We start from the raw sequence: 20752 nt of genomic DNA on the forward strand, positions 1-20752 counted from the left end.
AACCGATGTTAGAGCGTTTATTTCAACTTAAAGCCCACGGCACCGATCTTCGTACTGAAGTCATCGCCGGGTTCACCACTTTTTTAACCATGGCGTATATCATTTTCGTCAATCCCTCTATTTTGGCTGAGGCGGGCATGGATAAAGGCGCTGTCTTTGTCGCCACCTGTCTAGCGGCAGCGGTTGGCTGTCTAGTGATGGGGATTGTGGCAAACTATCCAGTCGCACAGGCGCCGGGGATGGGACTGAATGCCTTTTTCACCTACACCGTGGTTTTACAAATGGGGCACTCTTGGCAGGTTGCGCTAGCCGCCGTATTTATCTCCGGGTTATGTTTCATTTTGTTAAGTGTCTTGCGCGTGCGTGAATGGATCATTAATTCGATTCCAATGGCACTACGAACCGGTATATCAGCCGGTATCGGACTTTTTTTGGCGCTCATTGCGTTGCAAAACGCCGGGATTGTCGTTGACCACCCAGCAACATTGGTCGCGCTCGGTGATGTGACAGCCTTTGCTCCCGCCATGGCGGCACTTGGTTTCTTTCTGACCATCGGTTTAGTGCACCGAGGAATGAAAGGGGCGGTAATGATTGCCATTTTGGCGGTCACGATCATCGGTGTCATCGCCGGTGATGTGGCATACGGTGGTGTGATGTCCGCGCCGCCGAGTTTAGCGCCGACTTTTATGCAACTCGATTTTTCTGGCGCGTTTGAAGTGGGATTAGTGTCGATTGTGTTCGCATTTTTATTTGTCGATCTTTTTGATACTGCAGGAACCTTAGTGGGTGTGGCACAGCGCGCGGAACTTTTGGATAAAGATGGTAAACTACCGCGCTTAAATCGTGCATTACTGGCAGATAGTACCGCGACATCAGTCGGGGCGCTTTTAGGCACGTCAAACACAACATCTTACATTGAGAGCGTATCAGGAGTTGCCGCTGGTGGTCGCACGGGATTGACCGCTGTGGTTGTTGGTATTCTGTTTTTACTGGCGCTCTTTTTTGCACCGTTAGCAGGTATGGTGCCTGCCTATGCGACTGCTGGCGCCTTATTTTATGTGGCCATCTTGATGATGTCAGGTTTGGTGAGCATTAATTGGCGTGATCTGACTGAGGCTGCGCCTGTTGTGGTGGTGTGTTTGCTGATGCCGCTGACTTATTCAATAGCAAGCGGTATTGGGCTTGGCTTTATTGCGTTTTGTGCCGTAAAAACCTTTGCGGGCAAAGGGCGAGAAGTTCCTGTCAGTATCTGGATTTTGGCGGGGTTGTTCTTACTCAAGTTTGTCTTCTTAGTGTAAAGCAACTTGCCCACATTGACATTAAAATAAGGCGAGAGACGCCACGAGGTTTTCACCATGAGCACTAAGTTTATTATTACCTGGGACAATATGCAGATGTACACCCGGCAATTGGCAGAAAAGTTGCTTCCCGCAGAGCAATGGCAAGGTATTATCGCCGTTACCCGCGGTGGTTTGGTCCCTGCTGCCATTCTTGCCCGTGAGCTGGGTATTCGCCATGTCGACACAGTCTGTATTTCCAGTTATGACCACGACCATCAACGCGATATGCGTGTCGTCAAGCAAGCGCCCGGTGATGGTGACGGTTTTATTGTGGTTGACGATCTCGTGGATACGGGCGGGACGGCTGAAATGGTGCGTCAACTCTACCCCAAAGCACGTTTTGTGACCGTGAGTGCGAAGCCAGCGGGCAAGTCTCTTGTTGATGACTACGTCGTTGATATTCCGCAAGATACTTGGATTGAGCAGCCTTGGGATATGGCGGTCAGCTATGTTGATCCGATTGCAAAATAAATGCCGTTGGCAACGTAAATAGCGTACCGGATTGAGCCAAAACGCCGCGTTTTCACGCGGCGTTTTTATTCCTGTGATTAAGTGCGGAAAATCATGGTCTTGCTATGTGTATGGTTTAAACTAACATCACGTTACAAAAAAGCCTAGGAGTGGGTGTGTCCAAGAAAGAATCACAAAACCTATCGGTGACGCTTTTTGCTAAACACAAACATGCTACTGAAACATCAACACTATTTGGTGCAGTTCAACAAAGCCAGCAAGCCAATTACTCGGCATTTGATGGTGACAGCGAATCGAGTTGGTACCGTATGCGTCGTCGTGGTCAGTGGACTTGGCAAGGGGTCGACCCGGTCGAAATGGAAGCGATCTTTTCTCGTATTGCCTCTTCTGACAATACCCGTTCTGTTGATGCGTTATTGGATACGGTTGAAGGTTACCGAGCGGGTAATTGGAACTATGAGTGGACCGCGGTAGGGATGCAACACCAAAAAAAAGCCAAAGTGTTGGCGGATGAAGGAAAGGCTGAGCAGGCGAGTGAACAGTGGCTTCAGGCGTGTACTTACTTTGGTATCGCGGCTTACCCTCATCTTAAAGGGGACAACCTTGCCTTACAGGCCGAAACCTTGGCATTTAAAGCGTTTGAAAAAGCAATGTCACAACTGCCGTTTACGGTGAAGACTGTCGAAACGCAATTAGACGGTAAGACGTTAAAAGGGTATCTCTATTTACCACGTACAGACGCCACCTTGCCGGTTGTGATCTTGAGTGGCAGCCTTGATAGTTTACAAACCGATCTCTGGCGCTTATTTGTCGATTACTTTGCTCCTGCCGATATCGCGGTACTGACGCTTGATATGCCATCGGTGGGCCACAGCAGCCACTGGCATTTAAACGAAGACACCAGCCGCTTGCATGCGGCGATGCTTGATAAGCTCGCTGATGTGCCATGGGCGGATCACCATCGCGTCGGCACCATGGGTATCCGTTTTGGGGCTAACCCAGCAGTACGGATGGCATTTTTAGAACCACATCGTATCAAGGCCAGTGCGTCACTGGGGGGGATTGTGCATGCATTACTCACCGATGCGACAAGAATGAAGAAAATGCCACCCATGTACCTAGATACCTTAGGCTCTCGCATAGGACGCCGGCTGCCTATCGATACCTTGAAAACGCGCTTACAAGCGTGGTCATTAAAAAATCAAGGTCTGCTCACTGGCCGCCGCACAGACGTACCGATTCTCGCGCTAAGCTTAAAAGATGATCCTGTGTGTCCGGAGTCAGATAACCAGTTGATCGCGCGATACAGTCGCGGAGGGAAAGCCGTTACCCTCCCAAACACGCCATTACACGATGGCTATCATCGTGCACTCACAGAAACCGTCAAATGGTTTACAGACATGCTTTAAACCTATCATAAGAGGCGGTGGCCCGCATCGAAGGTGTGATCTACCGCCGAAAGCGAAGGATTGACATTCACCTGAACGTTAACCGCATGATATACCATGTACAAGGACGTTAAAGTGCCACTGGAGGACACGATGAGCGATAAAACGACGCTTTCACATGGACGATTAAAAACGCGATTTACGGCTTTGGGCCCCTATTTTCGAGAGGGGATATCGGCACCAGAACGTTACTTTTTTGATAGCCTGTCCGTATGTGTGGATGCGGAAAAAGATCCTGATGCGCGAGAATTCTGGGGATGGTGGTTTGAGTTAGCCCCCACCGAAGACGGGTTCAATTATCGCTATGGGTTTGGTCTTTATGACCACAAAGGGGATTGGGTGAATGAGTCAATTCCTCAAGAGGCGAGGGAAGCGGTAGACAAAACGCTAACTAACTTTTATACCAAGCTGTATACCTTGCTAGACCAAGAGCTCGATCTATCCTTGTCACCCAGCGCCGCGCTCACCGAGCCTAAACTGACGGGCGCCAAGTAACCGTGAATTGCCTGATCCCAGCTCTTGTTAAATGAGCAAGGGATTGATAAAAGAGACACCTAAGCTTTTGTGGATCAGGCAAGCATGACTATTCAAGACGCATTTCAAGATGGTGGCCTAGCAGCCAACATTCCCTCGCAAACTCTCGTGGTTAAATTGGGCACCAGTGTGCTTACGGGCGGCTCGACGCGCCTGGATCAAGCACATATGGTTGAGTTAGTCCGCCAATGTGCAAGGTTAAGACAACAAGGCCATCAGGTCATTATCGTCTCATCTGCAGCCATTGCAGCAGGGCGAGAGCATCTTGGTTATCCGGTATTAGCCGATACGGTTGCAAATAAGCAAATGCTTGCCGCCGTTGGCCAGTGTCGTTTGATTCAAACGTGGGAACACCTGTTTAGTTTATACGGCTTTCAGGTTGGGCAAATGTTATTAACTCGCGCCGATTTAGAACACCGAGAACGTTTTCTCAATGCCCGTGACATGCTTCATGCGTTGCTAGATAACGGTATCATCCCGATTGTGAACGAAAACGATGCGGTGGCCACCGCTGAAATAAAAGTTGGAGACAATGATAACTTGTCGGCACTGGTCGCGATTTTAGCGGATGCTGACAAGCTTTTGCTCTTAACGGATCAGCCTGGCCTCTTTACCGCCGATCCTCGCGCGAATCCTGACGCTGAATTAATTCGTGAAGTGCACACGATTGATGAAACCTTACGCAAATTAGCCGGAGGCAGTGTCGGTGGCTTGGGCACCGGAGGTATGGCGACCAAACTGCAAGCGGCGGATATTGGTCGTCGAGCCGGTGTCGAAGTCACCATTGCAGCAGGCAGTAAGCCGGAGGTGATCCAAAAAGCTGCCGCCGGTGATAATGCGGGGACACGCTTTTTACCCTTAGACAGTCCGTTAGAAAGCCGCAAGCGTTGGATTTTGGCGGGTCCTCCTCCAGCAGGCGAGATCGTGGTAGATGCCGGTGCCGCCACAGCAGTGACGCAAAACGGAAGCAGTTTGTTGAGCAAAGGGATTGTCGCTGTGAAAGGCGAGTTTGTCCGTGGCGAAGTGGCACGTATTGAATCGGTTGATGGTAAGTGTCTGGCCCGGGGGATCTGTCGTTATGCCGCACGTGATTTGCGCCGTATTGCCGGCGCACATAGCCAACAGATTGCAGATATTTTAGGCTATGAGTATGGACCGGTTGCGATGCATCGCGACGATCTTGTGGTCATCGACGAATAACATCCAAGCAGAGAAGAATAGAAGAGACGAATAACAGATGAGCTTACAAACGATGGGTAAGTCGGCAAAAGATGCCGCTTACCAACTGGCAATCACATCGACCGCGACGAAAAACCAGGCGTTAGCGATCATTGCCGATGAACTTGATGCACAGCAGGCGGCCATTTTAGCCGCAAACCAAATCGATCTTGCCGCCGCTCGCGAGGCACAGATGGATGCCGCGATGTTGGATAGACTCACACTGACCCCAGAACGTCTCACCAATATGGCAAAAGACGTTAGGCAAGTCATCGCATTAGCCGATCCTGTCGGTCAACAGTTCGATCATAAACTGCTCGAAAATGGCCTGTCATTATCCAAGCGACGTGAGCCTCTGGGCGTGATTGGTGTGATTTATGAAGCGCGTCCAAATGTCACCATCGATATTGCCGCATTATGTTTGAAAACCGGCAACGCCAGCATTTTACGCGGCGGCAAAGAAACGTTCGCAACCAACCAGGTGCTGGTGAATGTGATCCAAACTGGGTTAGAAAAAGCGGGCCTTCCGCTCGCGTCCGTTCAGTATATTGATAAGCCTGATCGCGCCCTCGTCTCTGAACTGCTGACCCTTGATGATTACGTCGATATGATTATTCCCCGTGGTGGGGCAGGGCTGCATAAAATGTGCAAGCAAAACAGTACCATTCCTGTCATTATCGGTGGTTTTGGTATTAGTCATCTGTATGTTGATCACAGTGCTGATCTTGATAGAGCGCCAGAGGTGATCCTCAATGCAAAAGCAGATCGCCCATCAGCGTGCAATGCATTAGACACCTTGTTAGTGCATAAGGACGTAGCTGCGCAGTTGTTCTCGCGTTTAGTCACGCTGTTTAATCAACATAAGCTGAATGTTGTTGCCGCATCAAGTGCATTACCCTATCTGGATGGTGTTGAGCAGTTACGTGAAGCACAAACGGGTGACTTTGATACTGAGTGGCTAGGGCCGACACTGGGTGTGGCTGTTGTTGATGACGTGGATCAGGCGCTTGCGCACATGAGGACCCATAACGCGAGTCACTCCGATGCCATACTGACTAATGATTTACAATCGGCTGAAGCCTTTATCAACGGTGCCGGATCGGCGGCTGTGTATGTCAATGCATCAACGCGTTTTACCGATGGTGCGCAGTTTGGTCTTGGCGCTGAAGTGGCGGTATCCACTCAAAAGCTCCATGCCCGCGGTCCGATGGGACTCGAAGAGCTAACGACCTATAAATGGGTTGGTAAGGCGGATTACTTATCGCGCGTATAATGGCGAAAGTTAGTCAGTCCTAACCGACTAGAAAAGCCGCAAGTGCATTCAGCACTTGCGGCTTTTTCTTATTTATCCGTGTACCCACTATTTACCATGTACCCACGCGATAAGACTATTTCACTTCAACGCCTTTTGCTTGCAAGTCTGCATGATAAGAGGAGCGAACAAACGGGCCACAGGCTGCATGCGTAAAGCCAAGATCTAGCGCGATTTCTTTTAATTCATCGAATTCTTCTGGCGGCACATAGCGCTCAACCGGCAAGTGGTGACGGCTTGGGGCGAGGTACTGTCCTAGCGTTAGCATTGTGACACCATGCGCACGTAAGTCTTTGAGCACCTCGATAATTTCTTCTTTGGTCTCACCGAGACCCATCATCAATCCTGACTTGGTTGGTACGTCTGGATGCATTTCGCCAAACTTTTGCAACAGATCCAGTGACCACTGATAATTAGCGCCGGGGCGCGCTTTTCGGTACAAACGCGGTGCCGTTTCAAGGTTGTGGTTGAACACATCGGGTGGATTGTCACGCAAGATATCGAGGGCTTTATCCATACGACCACGGAAGTCAGGGACCAGTGTCTCTATTTGAATATCAGGGTTAAGCGTACGGATCTCACGGGTGCAATCGACAAAATGCTGAGCGCCGCCGTCGCGGAGATCATCACGATCCACCGAGGTGATCACCACATAACGTAGCTTCATGTCCTTGATAGTTTGTGCCAAATGCTTTGGCTCTTCACTGTCAGGGGCCACAGGGCGGCCATGGGCCACATCACAGAAAGGGCAACGACGTGTACAGATGGCACCCAGAATCATAAAGGTTGCCGTACCGTGGCTAAAGCACTCAGCCAAGTTAGGACACGACGCTTCCTCACACACCGAGTGGAGGTTATTTTTACGCATCGCGTCTTTAATTTCTTTTATACGCGCAGTTTCAGCCGGGAGCTTGATTTTCATCCAATCAGGCTTGCGCAGCACTTCTTTTTGCTCGGTCTGCATATTTTTGACCGGGATAAGCGCCATTTTATCGGCGTCGCGGTATTTAACGCCGCGTTCCATCTGAATCGGTTTGCTCATAAATCGCTGCTTTCCGTTGTAAACTCAACCTGAGAGTAACCTAACTGTTGAGTTAAAGTGTCTACCAGCACAGGTTGGACGTCAGCGAGTGTGACGTGATCAACCTGATCGCTCAGTTGCGTCATGGCCATACCGGCATACCCACATGGGTTGATGCGCTGGAATGGTGATAAATCCATATTGATGTTTAGTGCCAATCCGTGGAATGAGCATCCGCGACGGATGCGGAGCCCAAGAGAACATATTTTTGCATCGTTAACGTAAACGCCAGGTGCATCGGGTCGCGCGTAAGCGTCGACGTGGAAGTGTGCCAGCGTGTCAACGATTAGATTTTCAATATGACTAACCAGTGCCCGCACACCGACTTTTTTTCTTTTAAGATTAATCAGGAAATAGGCAATCAGCTGACCGGGACCATGATAGGTAACTTGCCCCCCACGGTCTGATTGTACGACTGGAATGTCTCCCGGGACCAAAATATGTTCCGTTTTTCCCGCTTGCCCTTGGGTAAAAACGGGGTCATGTTCAACCAACCAGACCTCATCTTGGGTCTGTTCATCACGTGTGTCGGTGAAGTCACGCATCTGTTCCCAAACACGTGAATACGGTTGACGGCCGAGGTGTCTCACAACGAGTTGGTGCTGCAAACCCATTTCCCATATTGTTGTCAGTGGCGATATTATAGAGCCTGGCGGCGTGATTAAAAGCCGCCAGTCGTGTGGGTATTTGAATTAAAGGACCATACGGACGATATCAATATCGCTGAGTTCTTTATAAAGCGTCTCAACTTGCTCAATGGAGGTCGCTTTAATGGTAATAGACACAGAGTGATAATTGCCTTTTGCACTCGGTTTGACGGCGGGGCTATAGTCTCCCGGCGCATGGCGTTGAATAACGCTTAACACTTGATCCGGTAGCTCAGGTTTCGCTTGGCCCACGACCTTGTAGGTAAATTGGCAAGGAAACTCCAGCAGGTCTTTTAATTTTGGTTGCTCTTGCATGTAAACTCCTAACAGTATGTCTGTTAAGACACACGTTTGTGCGATTGATCACGATTAACGCGAAATACTAATCGGCTAAGAGTCAGAAAACAAGCCGCCCACGAGGTTGTAGGGCGGCGTAAAGTGGAGGTTATCCAAGTAAGTTTTTGAGCATCATCACGATGTAGTCAATGAAACGGCTAAAGATACCGCCTTTTTCGACATCGTTGAGGGCAACCAGAGGATATTCAGCGATGTCTTCATCATCAACTTGATAGAACAACTTACCGACCACGTCGCCCTGACTGATAGGCGCTTCGAGGGTTTGTTCTAAAACAAAGCTCGCTTTCAAATCGCGTGCTTTACCGCGAGGAAGCGTGACAAAGGTATCTTCGGTGACGCCTAGCGCGACTTCGTCTGTATCACCCATCCATACTTTCTCAGTGACAAAGGTTTCATTGGCCTTATGCGGTGCAACTGTTTCAAAGAAACGGAAACCATAGTTCAGCAGCTTTTTACTCTCAGCCTTACGGGCATTTGCACTCTTCGTCCCCATGACAACTGAAATAAGACGCATGTCGCCCTCAGTCGCTGACGTGACGAGGTTGTAACCGGCCCCATCAGTGTGGCCCGTTTTAATGCCATCGACATTCAGGCTTTTATCCCAGAGCAAGCCATTACGGTTGTATTGAGTAATGCCGTTGTAGGTAAAGGCTTTTTCTTTGTATATCCGATACTCTTCTGGCACATCACGAATCAGCGCTTGGCCGAGTAACGCCATATCATAGGGGGTGGTATACAAATTTTGAGAGTCTAAACCATGCACATTAGAAAAATGCGAGCTGTTCATGCCCAAGCTTTCGCCCCAGCGGTTCATCAAATCGACAAAGGCGTCTTCCGAGCCCGCAACATGTTCTGCCATCGCCACACAGGCATCATTACCGGATTGGATGATGATACCGCGGTTTAGATCGGCCGCTTTGACCGTGGTGCCGACCTCGATAAACATTTTTGACGATTCAGGGTAATTTTTTGCCCAAGCGTTTTCGCTAATGACAACATCATCGTCCATTGAAATGTTACCACGCTCGACTTCTTGGCCGATGACGTAGCTGGTCATCATTTTGGTTAAGCTGGCTGGGTTGAGGCGCTCATGAGCATTATATTCTGCCAACACTTTGCCAGAATGGTAATCCATAAGCACATATCCTTTCGCCGCAATTTGCGGTGCATCAGGGACGACAGCGGGCGCGGCTTGGACAGTCGCTGTGGTGAGCACAGCCGCGGAAAGCAGCGCGCGTATGCGAAAAACGGTTTTATTCATCATTGTTAGTACTTTTGTCGGTTATCGATGTCGATACTGTATTTGTCACTATACCAAATTGCGTAGAGAGCGACAGGCTCGATTTCTTTAACTTATTGATTATCTGTTTTGGCACTTGTTACCGATGAGTCAGTACTCACAAGTGCCTCGGTGACGATAAAGGCGCCCGGCAATTGGTGCTGTTTTGCTGTGCGCATAGCTTGTTGTGCTTGGCCACGGTCGTAAAACGGACCAAAACGTACGCGATAAACTTGGTCACGGCGCGCGATATGGGTAGGTAGACCATGGCTTTTTGCTAATTGTTCCGCGGTTTGATTGGCTTTTAAACCATCTGAAAGCGCCGCCAGTTGAACATAATAGGCATGGTGCCGGGCGGAGTGCCACTCATCTTCCTTGGGTTTTTCAGGGGAGATAAGCCGCAGTGAGACAGGCGCCGTGCCGGTTTTTAACACGTCCAACTTCTTCGCGGCGGCATAGCTAAGATCAATCACGCGTTGATTGTGAAAAGGACCGCGGTCATTGACACGTACGACCGCTTTTTTGCCATTGTTTTGGTTAGTGACTTCGACATAGCTCGGCAAGGGCAAGGTTTTGTGCGCCGCAGACATGGAGTACATATCGTAGACCTCGCCATTAGAGGTGCGATGGCCGTGAAACTTCTCTCCATACCAGGAGGCAATTCCTGCTTCTTGATACCCTTTTGGCTTACGTAAAATCTTGTATGACTGCCCGTTTAACGTGTAATCCTTATTACCCGCGAGGCTATAAGGCTCATATTTAGGGTGTGCGTCCTCAACATGAATGGTTCGTAGAACCCGCTCTGGGGCTTTGTCATTATGCATATCGTAGCGCCCTTGCTGGTTGCTACAGGCGCTGAATAAAAGGGGAGTAATAACAACAAGAATAGCTCGCATGTTTATGCCCTGGATAACATTTTACGGTGAGTATGAATGGACATGAGAATACCAAAACCGGCCATGAGCGTGACCATTGAGGTGCCACCATAGCTGATTAAAGGTAAGGGTACTCCAACCACAGGTAAAATACCGCTTACCATGCCAATGTTGACAAAAACATAAACAAAAAAGCTCAACACAATACTGCCCGCCATCATACGGCCAAAGGCGGTTTGTGCTCGGCTTGCCAACATTAATCCTCGCCCAATCAAAAACACATATAAAGCCAGTAGCACGCAAACACCTACTAAGCCCCATTCTTCGGCGATGACGGCAAAAATAAAATCAGTATGACGTTCAGGGAGAAACTCGAGTTGCGATTGTGTTCCATGGAGCCAGCCTTTGCCGGTTAAGCCGCCCGACCCTATCGCGATCTTTGATTGGATAATGTGATAGCCGGCACCGAGTGGATCCGATTCGGGATTAAACAAGGTCAGCACTCGTGTACGTTGGTAATCATGCATCAGGAAAAACCAAAGCACAGGTATAAAGCTGGCAAGCGCGACGACAGCAGAGGTGATGATTTTCCAACTGATACCGGCCAGGAACAACACGAATATGCCGGATGCGGCGATCAATATCGAGGTCCCTAAATCGGGTTGTTTGGCAATCATGAGCGTAGGGAACAACAACAAGAATAGCGCGATCAGCAAAGTAGATGTTTTCGGGGGGAGGGGATCTTTACCAATAAAGCGAGCCAGCATTAAAGGCACCGCCAATTTAATGATTTCTGAAGGCTGGAATGTGACAAAACCCAGATCAAGCCAGCGTTGCGCCCCTTTGGCGGTTTCGCCGACGAGTAATACCGCCGCTAATAACACCACGCCTACGGTGTACAAATAGGGTGACCAAAACTCATAGTGGCGAGGAGGAACTTGAGCGAGTGCAAACATGACGGCAAGTGCCAGCGTCATGCGAATGGCTTGGCGTTCCATCATCGCCAGGCTTTGTCCGCTTGCGCTATACATGACCACCAGCCCGAAGCCCATTAGCAACAAAACACCAATCAGCATGGGCAAATCGAGATGTAAGCGGTCAAAAAAAGAGCGTTTGGTGCTGGCTTGAGCTAAAGAACTCATTATTTTTCCTCCTCCGTCTCTTTGTCTTCCACTAGAATATGATCGAAGATACGGCGTGCGATCGGCGCACCATTGCTTGACCCGCCACCGGCATTTTCTAACACCATAGATACTGCGACTTCGGGATTTTCAAAAGGCGCGAACCCCATAAATAGCGCATGATCGCGCAGATGTTCGGCGATTTCATCGGCGTTATACTCTTCGTTTTCGCCTAAGCCAAAGACCTGAGCGGTGCCGGATTTTCCTCCCGATAGATACTCCGCGGAGCGGAAAGCACGACGCGCTGTCCCTTTACGCCCATGATTAACCAATTGCATGCCTTTTAGTCCCACATCCCAATATTTGTCCTCGACCCCTTTTATCGGTGGAAATGGCTCAGCCTTCGGTTTGTGTTCACCCGTTTCATCGCGGGTTTTCATTAATAGTTTTGGGGCTTTCACTTCCCCACGGTTAAGCAACACCGTGAGTGCTTTAACAATCTGCATGGGTGTCGCCGTCCAGTAGCCTTGTCCAATACCAACCGGAATGGTGTCACCTTTGTACCAAGGTTGCCGATAGCGGCTCATTTTCCATTCTCGGTTAGGCATATTGGCACTGCTCTCTTCTTGAATATCAATGCCAGTGTAATGACCAAAACCGAACTTCCCCATCCATGATGATAATTTATCAATCCCCATATCGTAGGCGATTTGATAGAAAAACGTATCAACCGATTCTTCAATCGATTGAACAATATTAACGCGGCCATGGCCCCAGGGACGCCAGTCACGGAATGGACGGGTGTCTGAATTAGGGATGCGCCAATAACCAGGGTCATTGCGGGTGGTCTGGGTGGTGACTACGCCTTCTTCCAAGGCAGAGACAGCGATAAAAGGCTTCACCGTTGAGGCGGGGGGATAAATGCCTAGGGTCGCCCGATTCACCAGTGGGCGATCTTTATTATTGAGTAATTGCTGATACTGTTTACTCGAAATGCCGTGGACGAATAAGTTCGGGTCATAGCTTGGGGTCGATACCATGGCCAAAACCCCGGAGGTATCAGGATCAACCACCACCACTGCACCTCGGCGATCGCCAAGAATACCGCGTACGTAAAGCTGCAAATCAATATCGAGGTTGAGGATTAAGTCTTTACCGGGCTCAGGGGGAACGTATTGAAGTGTCCGGATTACACGACCTCTGCTATTCACTTCGACTTCCTGATAGCCGGCTTTTCCGTGTAACTCGGGCTCATAATATTTTTCTATCCCGAGTTTGCCAATGTCACGCGTCGCTCGGTAGTTATTGAGCACGTCTTTTTGTCGCAACTTGGCAATATCGCGATCATTAATTCTTGCGACATAACCCAGCACGTGTGTCAACGCATCGCCATATGGGTAATGACGTTTTAGATAGGCTTTGATTTCAACCCCGGTAAATTGATGCTGGTGGGCGGAAAAAATCGCGACCTCTTTGTCAGTCAGTTGTGTTTTGAGTGCCACGGCATTAAAACGGCGAGAGCGGCGACGTTCTTGTTGAAAACGTGCAATATCTTTGTCATCCAGCGACAACAAGCGCTTAAGCTTGGCCAAGGTTGCCGACATATCATCGACTTGCTCGGGGGTCACTTCTAAATGATAAACCGGGCGGTTTTCAGCCAGCAGTTTTCCATGGCGGTCATAAATGAGGCCACGGTTAGGCGCGACAGGGACCACTTTAATACGATTATCATTTGAGCGAGTTTGGTAGTCTTGATGCTCGGTTACTTGAATATGATAAAGGTTGGTGAGCAACGCTCCAACAAGCGCCATAATGCCGACAAAAGAGACAATAGCGCGGCGCACAAATAACGCAGCCTCGGTACTGTGGTCTCGGATTTCAACTCGTTGGCGCTTCATCTGTCGTTATTCTCGATGATAAGGATGGTTGGTGGTGAGACTCCAAGCGCGATACAGGCTCTCCGCCATGATGACGCGAACCAGTGGGTGGGGCAGGGTCAGAGGCGAAAGTGACCAGCTTTGCTCAGCGGCTGCTTTACAATCGGGGGCCAACCCTTCTGGGCCACCAATTAAAATGGCGACATCGCGCCCGTCCAGTTTCCACTTTTCGAGTTGACTGGCTAATTGTGGCGTATTCCAAGGCTTGCCGGGAATATCTAAGGTAACGATACGACTACCACGATTTACCGCAGCGAGCATGGCTTCGCCTTCTTTTTGTAATATGCGGGCAATGTCTGCATTTTTACCGCGTTTACCGGCAGGCACTTCAACCAGCTCAAGTGGCATGTCTTTTGGAAAGCGGCGCTGATATTCATCAAAGCCTTGTTGTACCCACTTGGGCATTTTGTTGCCGACTGCAATCAACTGGATTTTCATGGATTAATTCCAGAGCTTTTCCAGTTGATAAAGTTGGCGTTGTTCTTCTTGCATGACATGAACCATGACGTCGCCTAAATCGACAACGACCCACTCACTGTCATCTTTGCCTTCTGTCCCCATGGCGCCAATATCAGCCGCTTGGGCTTGCTCACAAACGTGCTCGGCAATTGAAGCCACATGGCGACGTGAATTGCCTGTACAAAGCACCAAAAAGTCAGTGATGCAGGATTTATCTCGTACGTCTAGCGTCACGATATCGCTGGCTTTTAACTCATCGACTTTGTCGGCGACAAACTGTTTTAATTCGGTAGCTTGCAAAGAGAACCTCGATGTATGTGCTGATTATATTCAGTGGCAGTATATCACTTAGCAGCCCTTTGGACACGCTAGGGCGCCAGAGGTTCGGCCGGTTGGCACATAAGTGCACAAAAATAGTGCAGGTTAGGCCAAGGGTCACTGCCAAAATCGGTTTTTAACTGTATCTCTAACTCAGCGAGCTGGCGCAGTAATGAGGCGAGACGCACTTTGTTTAGCCGATTGAGTGCTGCGGTGATCATGGGTCTACGCGCTTGCCAAACACGCAACTGATCGAATAGCACGTTGAGTGGTCGCCCTTGTTGCCCTTGCTCTTGGATTGTATAGAGTTGTTTGAGTTCTTTTTGGATCAAACGCAGTAACAAGGTGGGCTCTTCGCCTTCAGCATGCAGTTGTTCGATAATACGCTGCGCGCGATTGGCCTTACCGGCAAGTAGCGCATCGGTCAGTTGGAAAGGGGTGAAGTGATGATGCCGCGACAACGCACTCTCAATCCGAGGTAAGGTAAGGGCACCATCGGGATAAAGTAAGTGGAGGATTTGTAAACTTTGCACCAGCGCGAGTAAGTTGCCTTCATGCCATTGGGCAAGCAATTGCAGCGCGGGTTGATCGGGTTGTAGCCCGAGATGGCGGCAGCGCTTTTCAATAAAACGGGGCAAGTGACGTGCATCTGGGGTTTGGCAAACTACATACAAGGCTTGCTTTGCCAACGTAGTAAACCACTTGGCACTTTCTTGCTTTTTATTGAGCCGCTCGCCTTGAACGAGCAAGAGAATATCAGGATGGAGGTAGCTGGCAAGCTCGGTCAGTTTCTTGGCTTGGGCGCTGCTCAGGCCATTTTCAGGACAGGTCAATTCAATAATCTGCCGAGAGGAAAACAAACTGAGGGCTTGGCAGCAGTCAAACACTTCTTGCCAATCTAATTGGCTATCAATCATAAACTTATGATGCTCTTCAAAGCCTTGTGAGCGTGCCGCGTGGCAAATGGCATCACGAGACTCGAGCTTTAACAAAGGATCGGTGCCAAAGACTAAGTAAGTTTGACGCAGTGGCTGATTAAGCTGCTGCGTCAATTGTTCTGGATAGGCTCTCATCATTGCGCGGGCTGTGTTTCAGTTTGACGCGTTTCGATGATCACATTGGGCTCAGTGGGCGCCTCTCTCTGTTCGAGTTGCTCTAATGCCGCTTGTTCTGCTTGCTGACGCTCAAATGCGGCGATATCCCCTTTCAGTTGAGACAGTTGACGCATAATTTGACGGGTCGCCTCGGTACGCATTTCTGCGACTAACTTATTTTGCTCGACTGATTTGGCCAACGCGGTCAGTGGGTTATCGAGAAAGTTACGGCTTAAGGTCGTGTTGTAGGTGTAGCTACCTTTCCCCGGCACGGTGACACGATAACGTGCAACATAGCGAAACTCTTTCTCTGCCACTCGGCTGTTTTGATAGAGCGACAAAGTTTGTGCACTATCACTTTCGCTAAGCAACTCGATATTCGCCACGTCGTCAGAGGGTGACACCATCTGAACGTTATGTTGACGCAAAGCGTTGCGCATTTGGCGAGTCAGCTCCCCATAGGGGTCAAAACTCGTCAATGACACTTTGTCTACCTCATCGGGCAAATTATAGCTGCCACGCAAGGCAAACCCGCAAGACGCGATGGTCAGTGAGACCATCGCGACGAGCAGGGAGCGAAGCACAGTGTTAAACAGATCCACTCCATCGCTCCTTGTTAGTTAGCAACAATATTAACCAGTTTCCCTGGTACATAAATGACTTTGCGAACCGTTTTACCGTCGGTAAATTTGACCACGTTTTCGTCTGACATGGCTTGTGCTTCAACGGCTTCTTTCTCGGCGTCGGCGGCCACGGTGATCTTGGCACGTAGCTTACCGTTTACTTGCACAATGATTAGCTTTTCCTCCTCGACCAAGGCCGCTTTATCGGCTTGCGGCCAATCGGCACTGTCGATATCGGTTTCGCCCAGGGCCTGCCAAAGCGTAAAGCAGATGTGCGGGGTGATGGGATATAGCATCAATACCACGGCTTTGAGTGCTTCGTCTAAAACAGCACGGTCTTGTTCATTGTCCTGTGGCGCTTTAACTAAGCGATTCATCAGCTCCATGATCGCGGCAATGGCGGTGTTGAACGTCTGACGACGGCCCATGTCATCACTGACTTTGGCGATGGCTTTGTGCACATCACGGCGCAAGGCTTTTTGATCATTATTGAGCGTATCGACTGCCAGCGCAGTAACGTCGCCTTTGTGGGTGTGCTCATAGACCAGTTTCCAAACACGGCGTAAGAAACGGTGTGAACCTTCCACGCCAGACTCTTGCCATTCCAACGTCATGTCCGCCGGTGCGGCAAACATCATAAAGAGACGCATGGTATCGGCACCGTATTTTTCCACCATTAATTGGGGATCAATGCCGTTGTTCTTCGACTTTGACATCTTGGTCATGCCTGCGTGGGTGACGGCGTTCCCTTGGCTGTCGACCGCATGAATAATTTGCCCTTTGGTGTCCCGTTCAACGGTCACATCAGTCGGCGAGACCCAAACACGTACCCCTTTTTCGTCGGTGTAATAAAATGCATCGGCGAGCACCATACCCTGACAGAGTAACTGCTTGAATGGCTCGTCGCTATCGACCATATTTTCATCGCGCAATAGTTTATGGAAAAAGCGCGAATACAACAGGTGCATACAAGCGTGCTCAATGCCACCGATATACTGATCGACCGGTAGCCAATAATTGGCGGCGCTTGGGTCGAGCATTTGATCCGCTTGCGGTGAGCAATAACGTGCGTAGTACCACGACGACTCCATAAAGGTATCGAAAGTGTCGGTTTCACGCAGCGCTGGCTTACCTTGATATTGCGTTTGTGCCCATTGCTTGTCAGCTTTGATAGGGCTTTGTACACCATCCATCACCACATCTTCTGGCAGGATCACGGGCAGCTGCTCAGCTGGGACGGGCACGACCTCACCGTCTTCGGTATTCAGCATCGGAATTGGCGCACCCCAATAACGCTGACGAGAGACGCCCCAATCACGTAAACGGAAATTAACCGTTTTCTTGCCTTTACCTAGCGATTCAAGCTTGCTCGCAATCGCATCGAAGGCCGCGTTAAAATCTAACCCGTCAAACTCACCCGAGTTAAACAGCTTACCTTTTTCGGTATACGCTTGTTCTGACAAATCGGGCGCATGGCCGTTTTCATCGAGGATCACCGGCTCGATATCCAGCGCGTACTTATGAGCAAATTCGAAGTCGCGTTGGTCGTGAGCAGGCACCGCCATCACGGCGCCAGTGCCGTAATCCATCAATACAAAGTTAGCGACAAAGATAGGGACACGACGCCCGTTCAATGGGTGCGTGGCATACAAACCGGTCGCCATGCCTTTTTTCTCCATGGTCGCCAGCTCGGCTTCGGCAACTTTGGTGTTACGGCACTCTTGTACGAATTCAGCGAGGGCAGGGTTGTCTTTGGCCGCCGCCTCCGCGAGGGGGTGACCGGCGGCAATCCCCACGTAAGTGACGCCCATCAGCGTATCTGGACGCGTGGTGTAAACGTCGAGTGCGGGGTGATCGCCTTCAACATCAAACGTCAGCTCGACACCTTCTGAGCGACCAATCCAGTTACGCTGCATGGTTTTTACCATGTCTGGCCAGCCGTCCAGTTTGTCGATGTCTTGCAGTAGCTCTTCTGCGTAATCGGTGATTTTAATAAACCACTGCGGGATTTCTTTTTGCTCAACCGGCGTATCGCAGCGCCAGCAGCAACCTTCGTGAACTTGCTCATTGGCGAGCACGGTCTGATCGTTGGGACACCAGTTCACTGATGAGGTCTTTTTATAAACCAGCCCCTTGTTGTAGAGCGTGGTAAAGAAGCCTTGCTCCCAGCGGTAGTAATCGGGACTACAGGTGGCGACTTCACGGCTCCAGTCGTAGCCAAAGCCCAGCATTTTTAGCTGGCCTTTCATGTAATCAATGTTTTCGTAAGTCCAAGGCGCGGGCGCGGTTTTGTTTTTGATCGCAGCGCCTTCGGCAGGAAGGCCAAACGCATCCCAACCAATCGGCTGCATCACATTCTTGCCTTGCAGTCGCTGATAACGGGAAATGACATCACCGATGGTGTAGTTACGGACATGCCCCATGTGCAGTCGGCCACTTGGGTAAGGAAACATAGAAAGACAGTAGAATTTTTCTTTGTTAGGGTCTTCATGAACCACAAAGGTTTTATTGTCATCCCAATGGGCTTGAACTTTTTGTTCAATATCTTGCGGGCTATATTGTTCTTGCATCGATGGCTTCCGAGATTCTGTGAGAAAGGTAAAACCTGAAAGAGAAATATCAGCATAGAATAACGAAAGGCAGAGACCGCAACAACACTTGAATCAGGACAGGACCATGAATAAAGAGAAAGAACCCCAACAAAGTATCATCGAGCGGGTAAAAGAGGCGTTAGAAAACAGCCCCGAGGCACTGTCTCATTGGGTGACCTTGTCTGATCAATACCTCAAAGCCGCGGCCGATCTGACCAAAGATGAATGGGCCTTGATCGAGGCATACTTTAAACGTGATGTGAAAGCGTTCGGTGAACAGTACGATAAATCTCAAACCGAAGAGATTGATAGTCAGGTGTTTAACGATCTGATTGCCAACTCGATTTGGGAACAATTGGCAGAGATCACCGACCGTACGCAGCTAGAGTGGCGTGAAGTGTTCGATGATCTTCAACATCATGGCGTTTATGAAGCGGGTGAAATTGTCGGACTGGGCGTGTTGCAATGTGAACAGTGCCATCATCAAACGCGGCACAGCCGGGTCGATGTGATTGCACCGTGTACGCAATGTGGTCATCGCTACTTTTCTCGCCGCCCTTACCCGGTGTAAGCCAAGTTTTAGAGCTTGGCTTTTGCGTTTGGTTTTAAAGCGCGGGTCGGTCTATCCGTGGCCAAAGGTGCCTAAGAGGCGTCGTCGCGACCTTCAAAGCGCTGGCGTTCTTCTTTTTCGACTTGAGAAAGCCGTGGCAGCTTTAGGCCTTGTGATTGCCCCATCCAACGGGCAAAGACAATATTACAAGCAAATGCCGCGGTGATGAAGACGAGCTCTGCAGCAGCCATCCACCGTTCTCCTTCATCGACATAGAGAATGGTAAGGGCGTGTAAAAAATAGAACATCAAAATAAAGTTGGCCCATGCATGGGTAAACGCTTTGCCTTTGATGATCCCAGGTAAAGGGAGCAGTAAAGGGATTGTCCAGCCAATGGTCACCGCCCATGCATTCAAGTGAGGATGGGGCGATAAGTAAGCATGCCACGCGACCACCCAAGCAATGAGGCCAAGGTTACTCAGCAAAGACAATTTGCGCATGAAGGCGAGCCGAGGATCTGTCACGATTCTGTCCTTTTATCTTAGGTGGTGGTAAAAAGTGTGGGCAAAACGCGCCAAGCGTTGGCCTAATGTTTTTGCGATTTGCTTTTCGTCGGCCATTAAAGGGTGATGTGGCTCCGCAACACTGGATGCACCGTAAGGGGAACCGCCGCCTTCCGTTGTATGAAGCGCACGCTCGCTGTGTGGAACACCGACTAACATCATACCATGATGAAGTAAGGGGAGGGTCATCGTGAGCAGCGTGGTTTCTTGGCCACCATGAAGCATTGATCCGGCGCCAAAGACCGCGGCGGGTTTATCAATTAAGGCACCCGATAACCATTCGCCACTAGTACTATCGATAAATTGCTTCAATGGCGCGGCCATGTTGCCAAAACGTACCGGACTGCCGAGCGCGAGGCCATGGCAATCTAATAGATCCTGACGGGTGACAAAGGGATCGTTTGGCGAGACGGCCGGTATTTTGCCATCGGCATAAGCAGGCAGCTCGGGCACAGTTCGCAACACCGCCTCAACGCCTTGCGCTTCAATACCGCGTGCGACTTGTTGAGCAAGCTTACGTGTATTACCTGAACGGCTGTAATAAAGCACGAGAACTTGTGTCATTGAACGAATACCAATACATTTTCGGGTGGGCGGCCGATGATCGCTTTGTCGCCTTGAACGGCAATGGGACGTTCAATCAGTTTTGGGTGATTAACCATCGCCTCCAACAATTGGGCTTCTTCTACCGAAGCATCGCCCAAATTGGCTGCCTTGTAATCCGCTTCTTTGGTGCGCATCATGTCGCGAAATGATGCCATGCCCAGCTGTCGCTTTAACTCACGGAGCGTATCAGCAGATAATGGCGTCTCTAAATATTTAACGATTGTCGGCGTGACGCCCTCTGACTCAAGCAGCTTGAGGGTTTCTCGACTTTTTGAGCAACGTGGATTGTGGTACAGAGTAATGGGGCTCACAACATCTATCCTTTTTA

Annotated in this window: 22 protein-coding genes; 7 read left to right on the forward strand and 15 right to left on the reverse strand. The window is 49.8% G+C overall.

All coding sequences use genetic code 11. The annotated features are described in order from the left end of the window. Window positions 1-5: 5 nt before the first annotated feature. The 6 genes from BZJ21_RS02125 to BZJ21_RS02150 all read left to right on the forward strand — a co-directional run bounded on the left by BZJ21_RS02125 (window position 6) and on the right by BZJ21_RS02150 (window position 6284). The gene (locus BZJ21_RS02125; protein ID WP_021024131.1) at window positions 6-1298 is read left to right on the forward strand and encodes an NCS2 family permease; all 1293 of its coding nucleotides are present in this window, start codon (window positions 6-8) and stop codon (window positions 1296-1298) included. Between the two features lie 57 nt (window positions 1299-1355). Next, window positions 1356-1811: a xanthine phosphoribosyltransferase gene (gene gpt / locus BZJ21_RS02130; protein WP_025744451.1), complete on the forward strand. Its 456-nt coding sequence runs from the start codon at window positions 1356-1358 to the stop codon at window positions 1809-1811. Between the two features lie 155 nt (window positions 1812-1966). After that, window positions 1967-3220: an esterase FrsA gene (gene frsA / locus BZJ21_RS02135; RefSeq protein WP_077461624.1), complete on the forward strand. Its 1254-nt coding sequence runs from the start codon at window positions 1967-1969 to the stop codon at window positions 3218-3220. Between the two features lie 132 nt (window positions 3221-3352). Then, window positions 3353-3754 carry a sigma factor-binding protein Crl gene (gene crl, locus BZJ21_RS02140; protein ID WP_077461623.1) on the forward strand — a complete coding sequence of 134 codons (402 nt, stop codon included), beginning with the start codon at window positions 3353-3355 and terminating at the stop codon, window positions 3752-3754. 84 nt (window positions 3755-3838) lie between these two features. Next, on the forward strand, window positions 3839-4993 hold the full coding sequence (proB, locus tag BZJ21_RS02145; RefSeq protein WP_077461622.1) for a glutamate 5-kinase: 1155 nt from the start codon (window positions 3839-3841) through the stop codon (window positions 4991-4993). A 37-nt stretch (window positions 4994-5030) separates the two neighbouring features. Then, window positions 5031-6284, forward strand: a complete 1254-nt coding sequence (locus BZJ21_RS02150; protein ID WP_077669012.1) for a glutamate-5-semialdehyde dehydrogenase — start codon at window positions 5031-5033, stop codon at window positions 6282-6284. Between the two features lie 115 nt (window positions 6285-6399). On the opposite strand, the gene lipA is transcribed toward BZJ21_RS02150, so the two are convergent. The 12 genes from lipA to leuS form a co-directional block, all read right to left on the reverse strand. Next, entirely contained in the window at window positions 6400-7365 is a 966-nt protein-coding gene (lipA, locus tag BZJ21_RS02155; RefSeq protein ID WP_025673790.1) for a lipoyl synthase, read from the reverse strand. After that, the gene (lipB, locus tag BZJ21_RS02160) at window positions 7362-8018 is read right to left on the reverse strand and encodes a lipoyl(octanoyl) transferase LipB (RefSeq protein ID WP_077669013.1); all 657 of its coding nucleotides are present in this window, start codon (window positions 8016-8018) and stop codon (window positions 7362-7364) included. The genes lipA and lipB overlap by 4 nt, the downstream gene beginning before the upstream one ends. A 78-nt stretch (window positions 8019-8096) precedes the next feature. After that, complete coding sequence (gene ybeD, locus BZJ21_RS02165) at window positions 8097-8366, reverse strand: DUF493 family protein YbeD (RefSeq protein WP_025744456.1); 270 nt, start codon at window positions 8364-8366, stop codon at window positions 8097-8099. Window positions 8367-8496: 130 nt separating this feature from the next. Continuing rightward, window positions 8497-9669: a serine hydrolase gene (locus BZJ21_RS02170; RefSeq protein WP_077669055.1), complete on the reverse strand. Its 1173-nt coding sequence runs from the start codon at window positions 9667-9669 to the stop codon at window positions 8497-8499. Between the two features lie 92 nt (window positions 9670-9761). Then, window positions 9762-10583, reverse strand: coding sequence for a septal ring lytic transglycosylase RlpA family protein (locus BZJ21_RS02175; RefSeq protein WP_077669014.1), 822 nt, complete (start codon window positions 10581-10583; stop codon window positions 9762-9764). Window positions 10584-10585: 2 nt separating this feature from the next. Further along, window positions 10586-11704 (reverse strand): rod shape-determining protein RodA, encoded by a 1119-nt coding sequence (gene rodA, locus BZJ21_RS02180; RefSeq protein ID WP_077669015.1) that lies wholly within the window; start codon window positions 11702-11704, stop codon window positions 10586-10588. Next, window positions 11704-13581, reverse strand: coding sequence for a penicillin-binding protein 2 (mrdA, locus tag BZJ21_RS02185; protein WP_077669016.1), 1878 nt, complete (start codon window positions 13579-13581; stop codon window positions 11704-11706). Before mrdA ends, rodA begins: the two co-directional genes overlap by 1 nt. Window positions 13582-13587: 6 nt before the next feature. Next, complete coding sequence (gene rlmH, locus BZJ21_RS02190) at window positions 13588-14058, reverse strand: 23S rRNA (pseudouridine(1915)-N(3))-methyltransferase RlmH (RefSeq protein WP_025744459.1); 471 nt, start codon at window positions 14056-14058, stop codon at window positions 13588-13590. Between the two features lie 3 nt (window positions 14059-14061). Beyond that, window positions 14062-14379: a ribosome silencing factor gene (gene rsfS / locus BZJ21_RS02195; RefSeq protein WP_077461616.1), complete on the reverse strand. Its 318-nt coding sequence runs from the start codon at window positions 14377-14379 to the stop codon at window positions 14062-14064. Window positions 14380-14447: 68 nt separating this feature from the next. Continuing rightward, entirely contained in the window at window positions 14448-15470 is a 1023-nt protein-coding gene (gene holA, locus BZJ21_RS02200) for a DNA polymerase III subunit delta (protein WP_077669056.1), read from the reverse strand. Then, window positions 15470-16093, reverse strand: a complete 624-nt coding sequence (locus BZJ21_RS02205) for an LPS-assembly lipoprotein LptE (RefSeq protein ID WP_077669017.1) — start codon at window positions 16091-16093, stop codon at window positions 15470-15472. The genes holA and BZJ21_RS02205 overlap by 1 nt, the downstream gene beginning before the upstream one ends. 14 nt (window positions 16094-16107) lie before the next feature. Then, window positions 16108-18684, reverse strand: coding sequence for a leucine--tRNA ligase (gene leuS, locus BZJ21_RS02210; RefSeq protein ID WP_077669018.1), 2577 nt, complete (start codon window positions 18682-18684; stop codon window positions 16108-16110). Window positions 18685-18790: 106 nt separating this feature from the next. On the opposite strand from leuS, the gene BZJ21_RS02215 reads away from it, so the two are divergent. Then, window positions 18791-19276: a zinc ribbon-containing protein gene (locus BZJ21_RS02215; RefSeq protein ID WP_077461613.1), complete on the forward strand. Its 486-nt coding sequence runs from the start codon at window positions 18791-18793 to the stop codon at window positions 19274-19276. Between the two features lie 71 nt (window positions 19277-19347). Here BZJ21_RS02215 and BZJ21_RS02220 read toward each other — a convergent pair whose 3' ends face one another. From BZJ21_RS02220 to arsC, 3 genes are read right to left on the reverse strand one after another with little or no spacing between them, the layout of a single operon-like run. Then, complete coding sequence (locus BZJ21_RS02220; RefSeq protein WP_077669019.1) at window positions 19348-19755, reverse strand: DUF2069 domain-containing protein; 408 nt, start codon at window positions 19753-19755, stop codon at window positions 19348-19350. Between the two features lie 36 nt (window positions 19756-19791). Beyond that, on the reverse strand, window positions 19792-20382 hold the full coding sequence (wrbA, locus tag BZJ21_RS02225; RefSeq protein WP_077669020.1) for an NAD(P)H:quinone oxidoreductase: 591 nt from the start codon (window positions 20380-20382) through the stop codon (window positions 19792-19794). Continuing rightward, window positions 20379-20735 carry an arsenate reductase (glutaredoxin) gene (arsC, locus tag BZJ21_RS02230; RefSeq protein ID WP_077669021.1) on the reverse strand — a complete coding sequence of 119 codons (357 nt, stop codon included), beginning with the start codon at window positions 20733-20735 and terminating at the stop codon, window positions 20379-20381. Before arsC ends, wrbA begins: the two co-directional genes overlap by 4 nt. Between the last annotated feature and the right edge of the window lie 17 nt (window positions 20736-20752).

The sequence above is a fragment of the Salinivibrio costicola subsp. alcaliphilus genome (genome assembly GCF_001996185.1).
Taxonomy (GTDB): Bacteria; Pseudomonadota; Gammaproteobacteria; order Enterobacterales; family Vibrionaceae; genus Salinivibrio; species Salinivibrio costicola.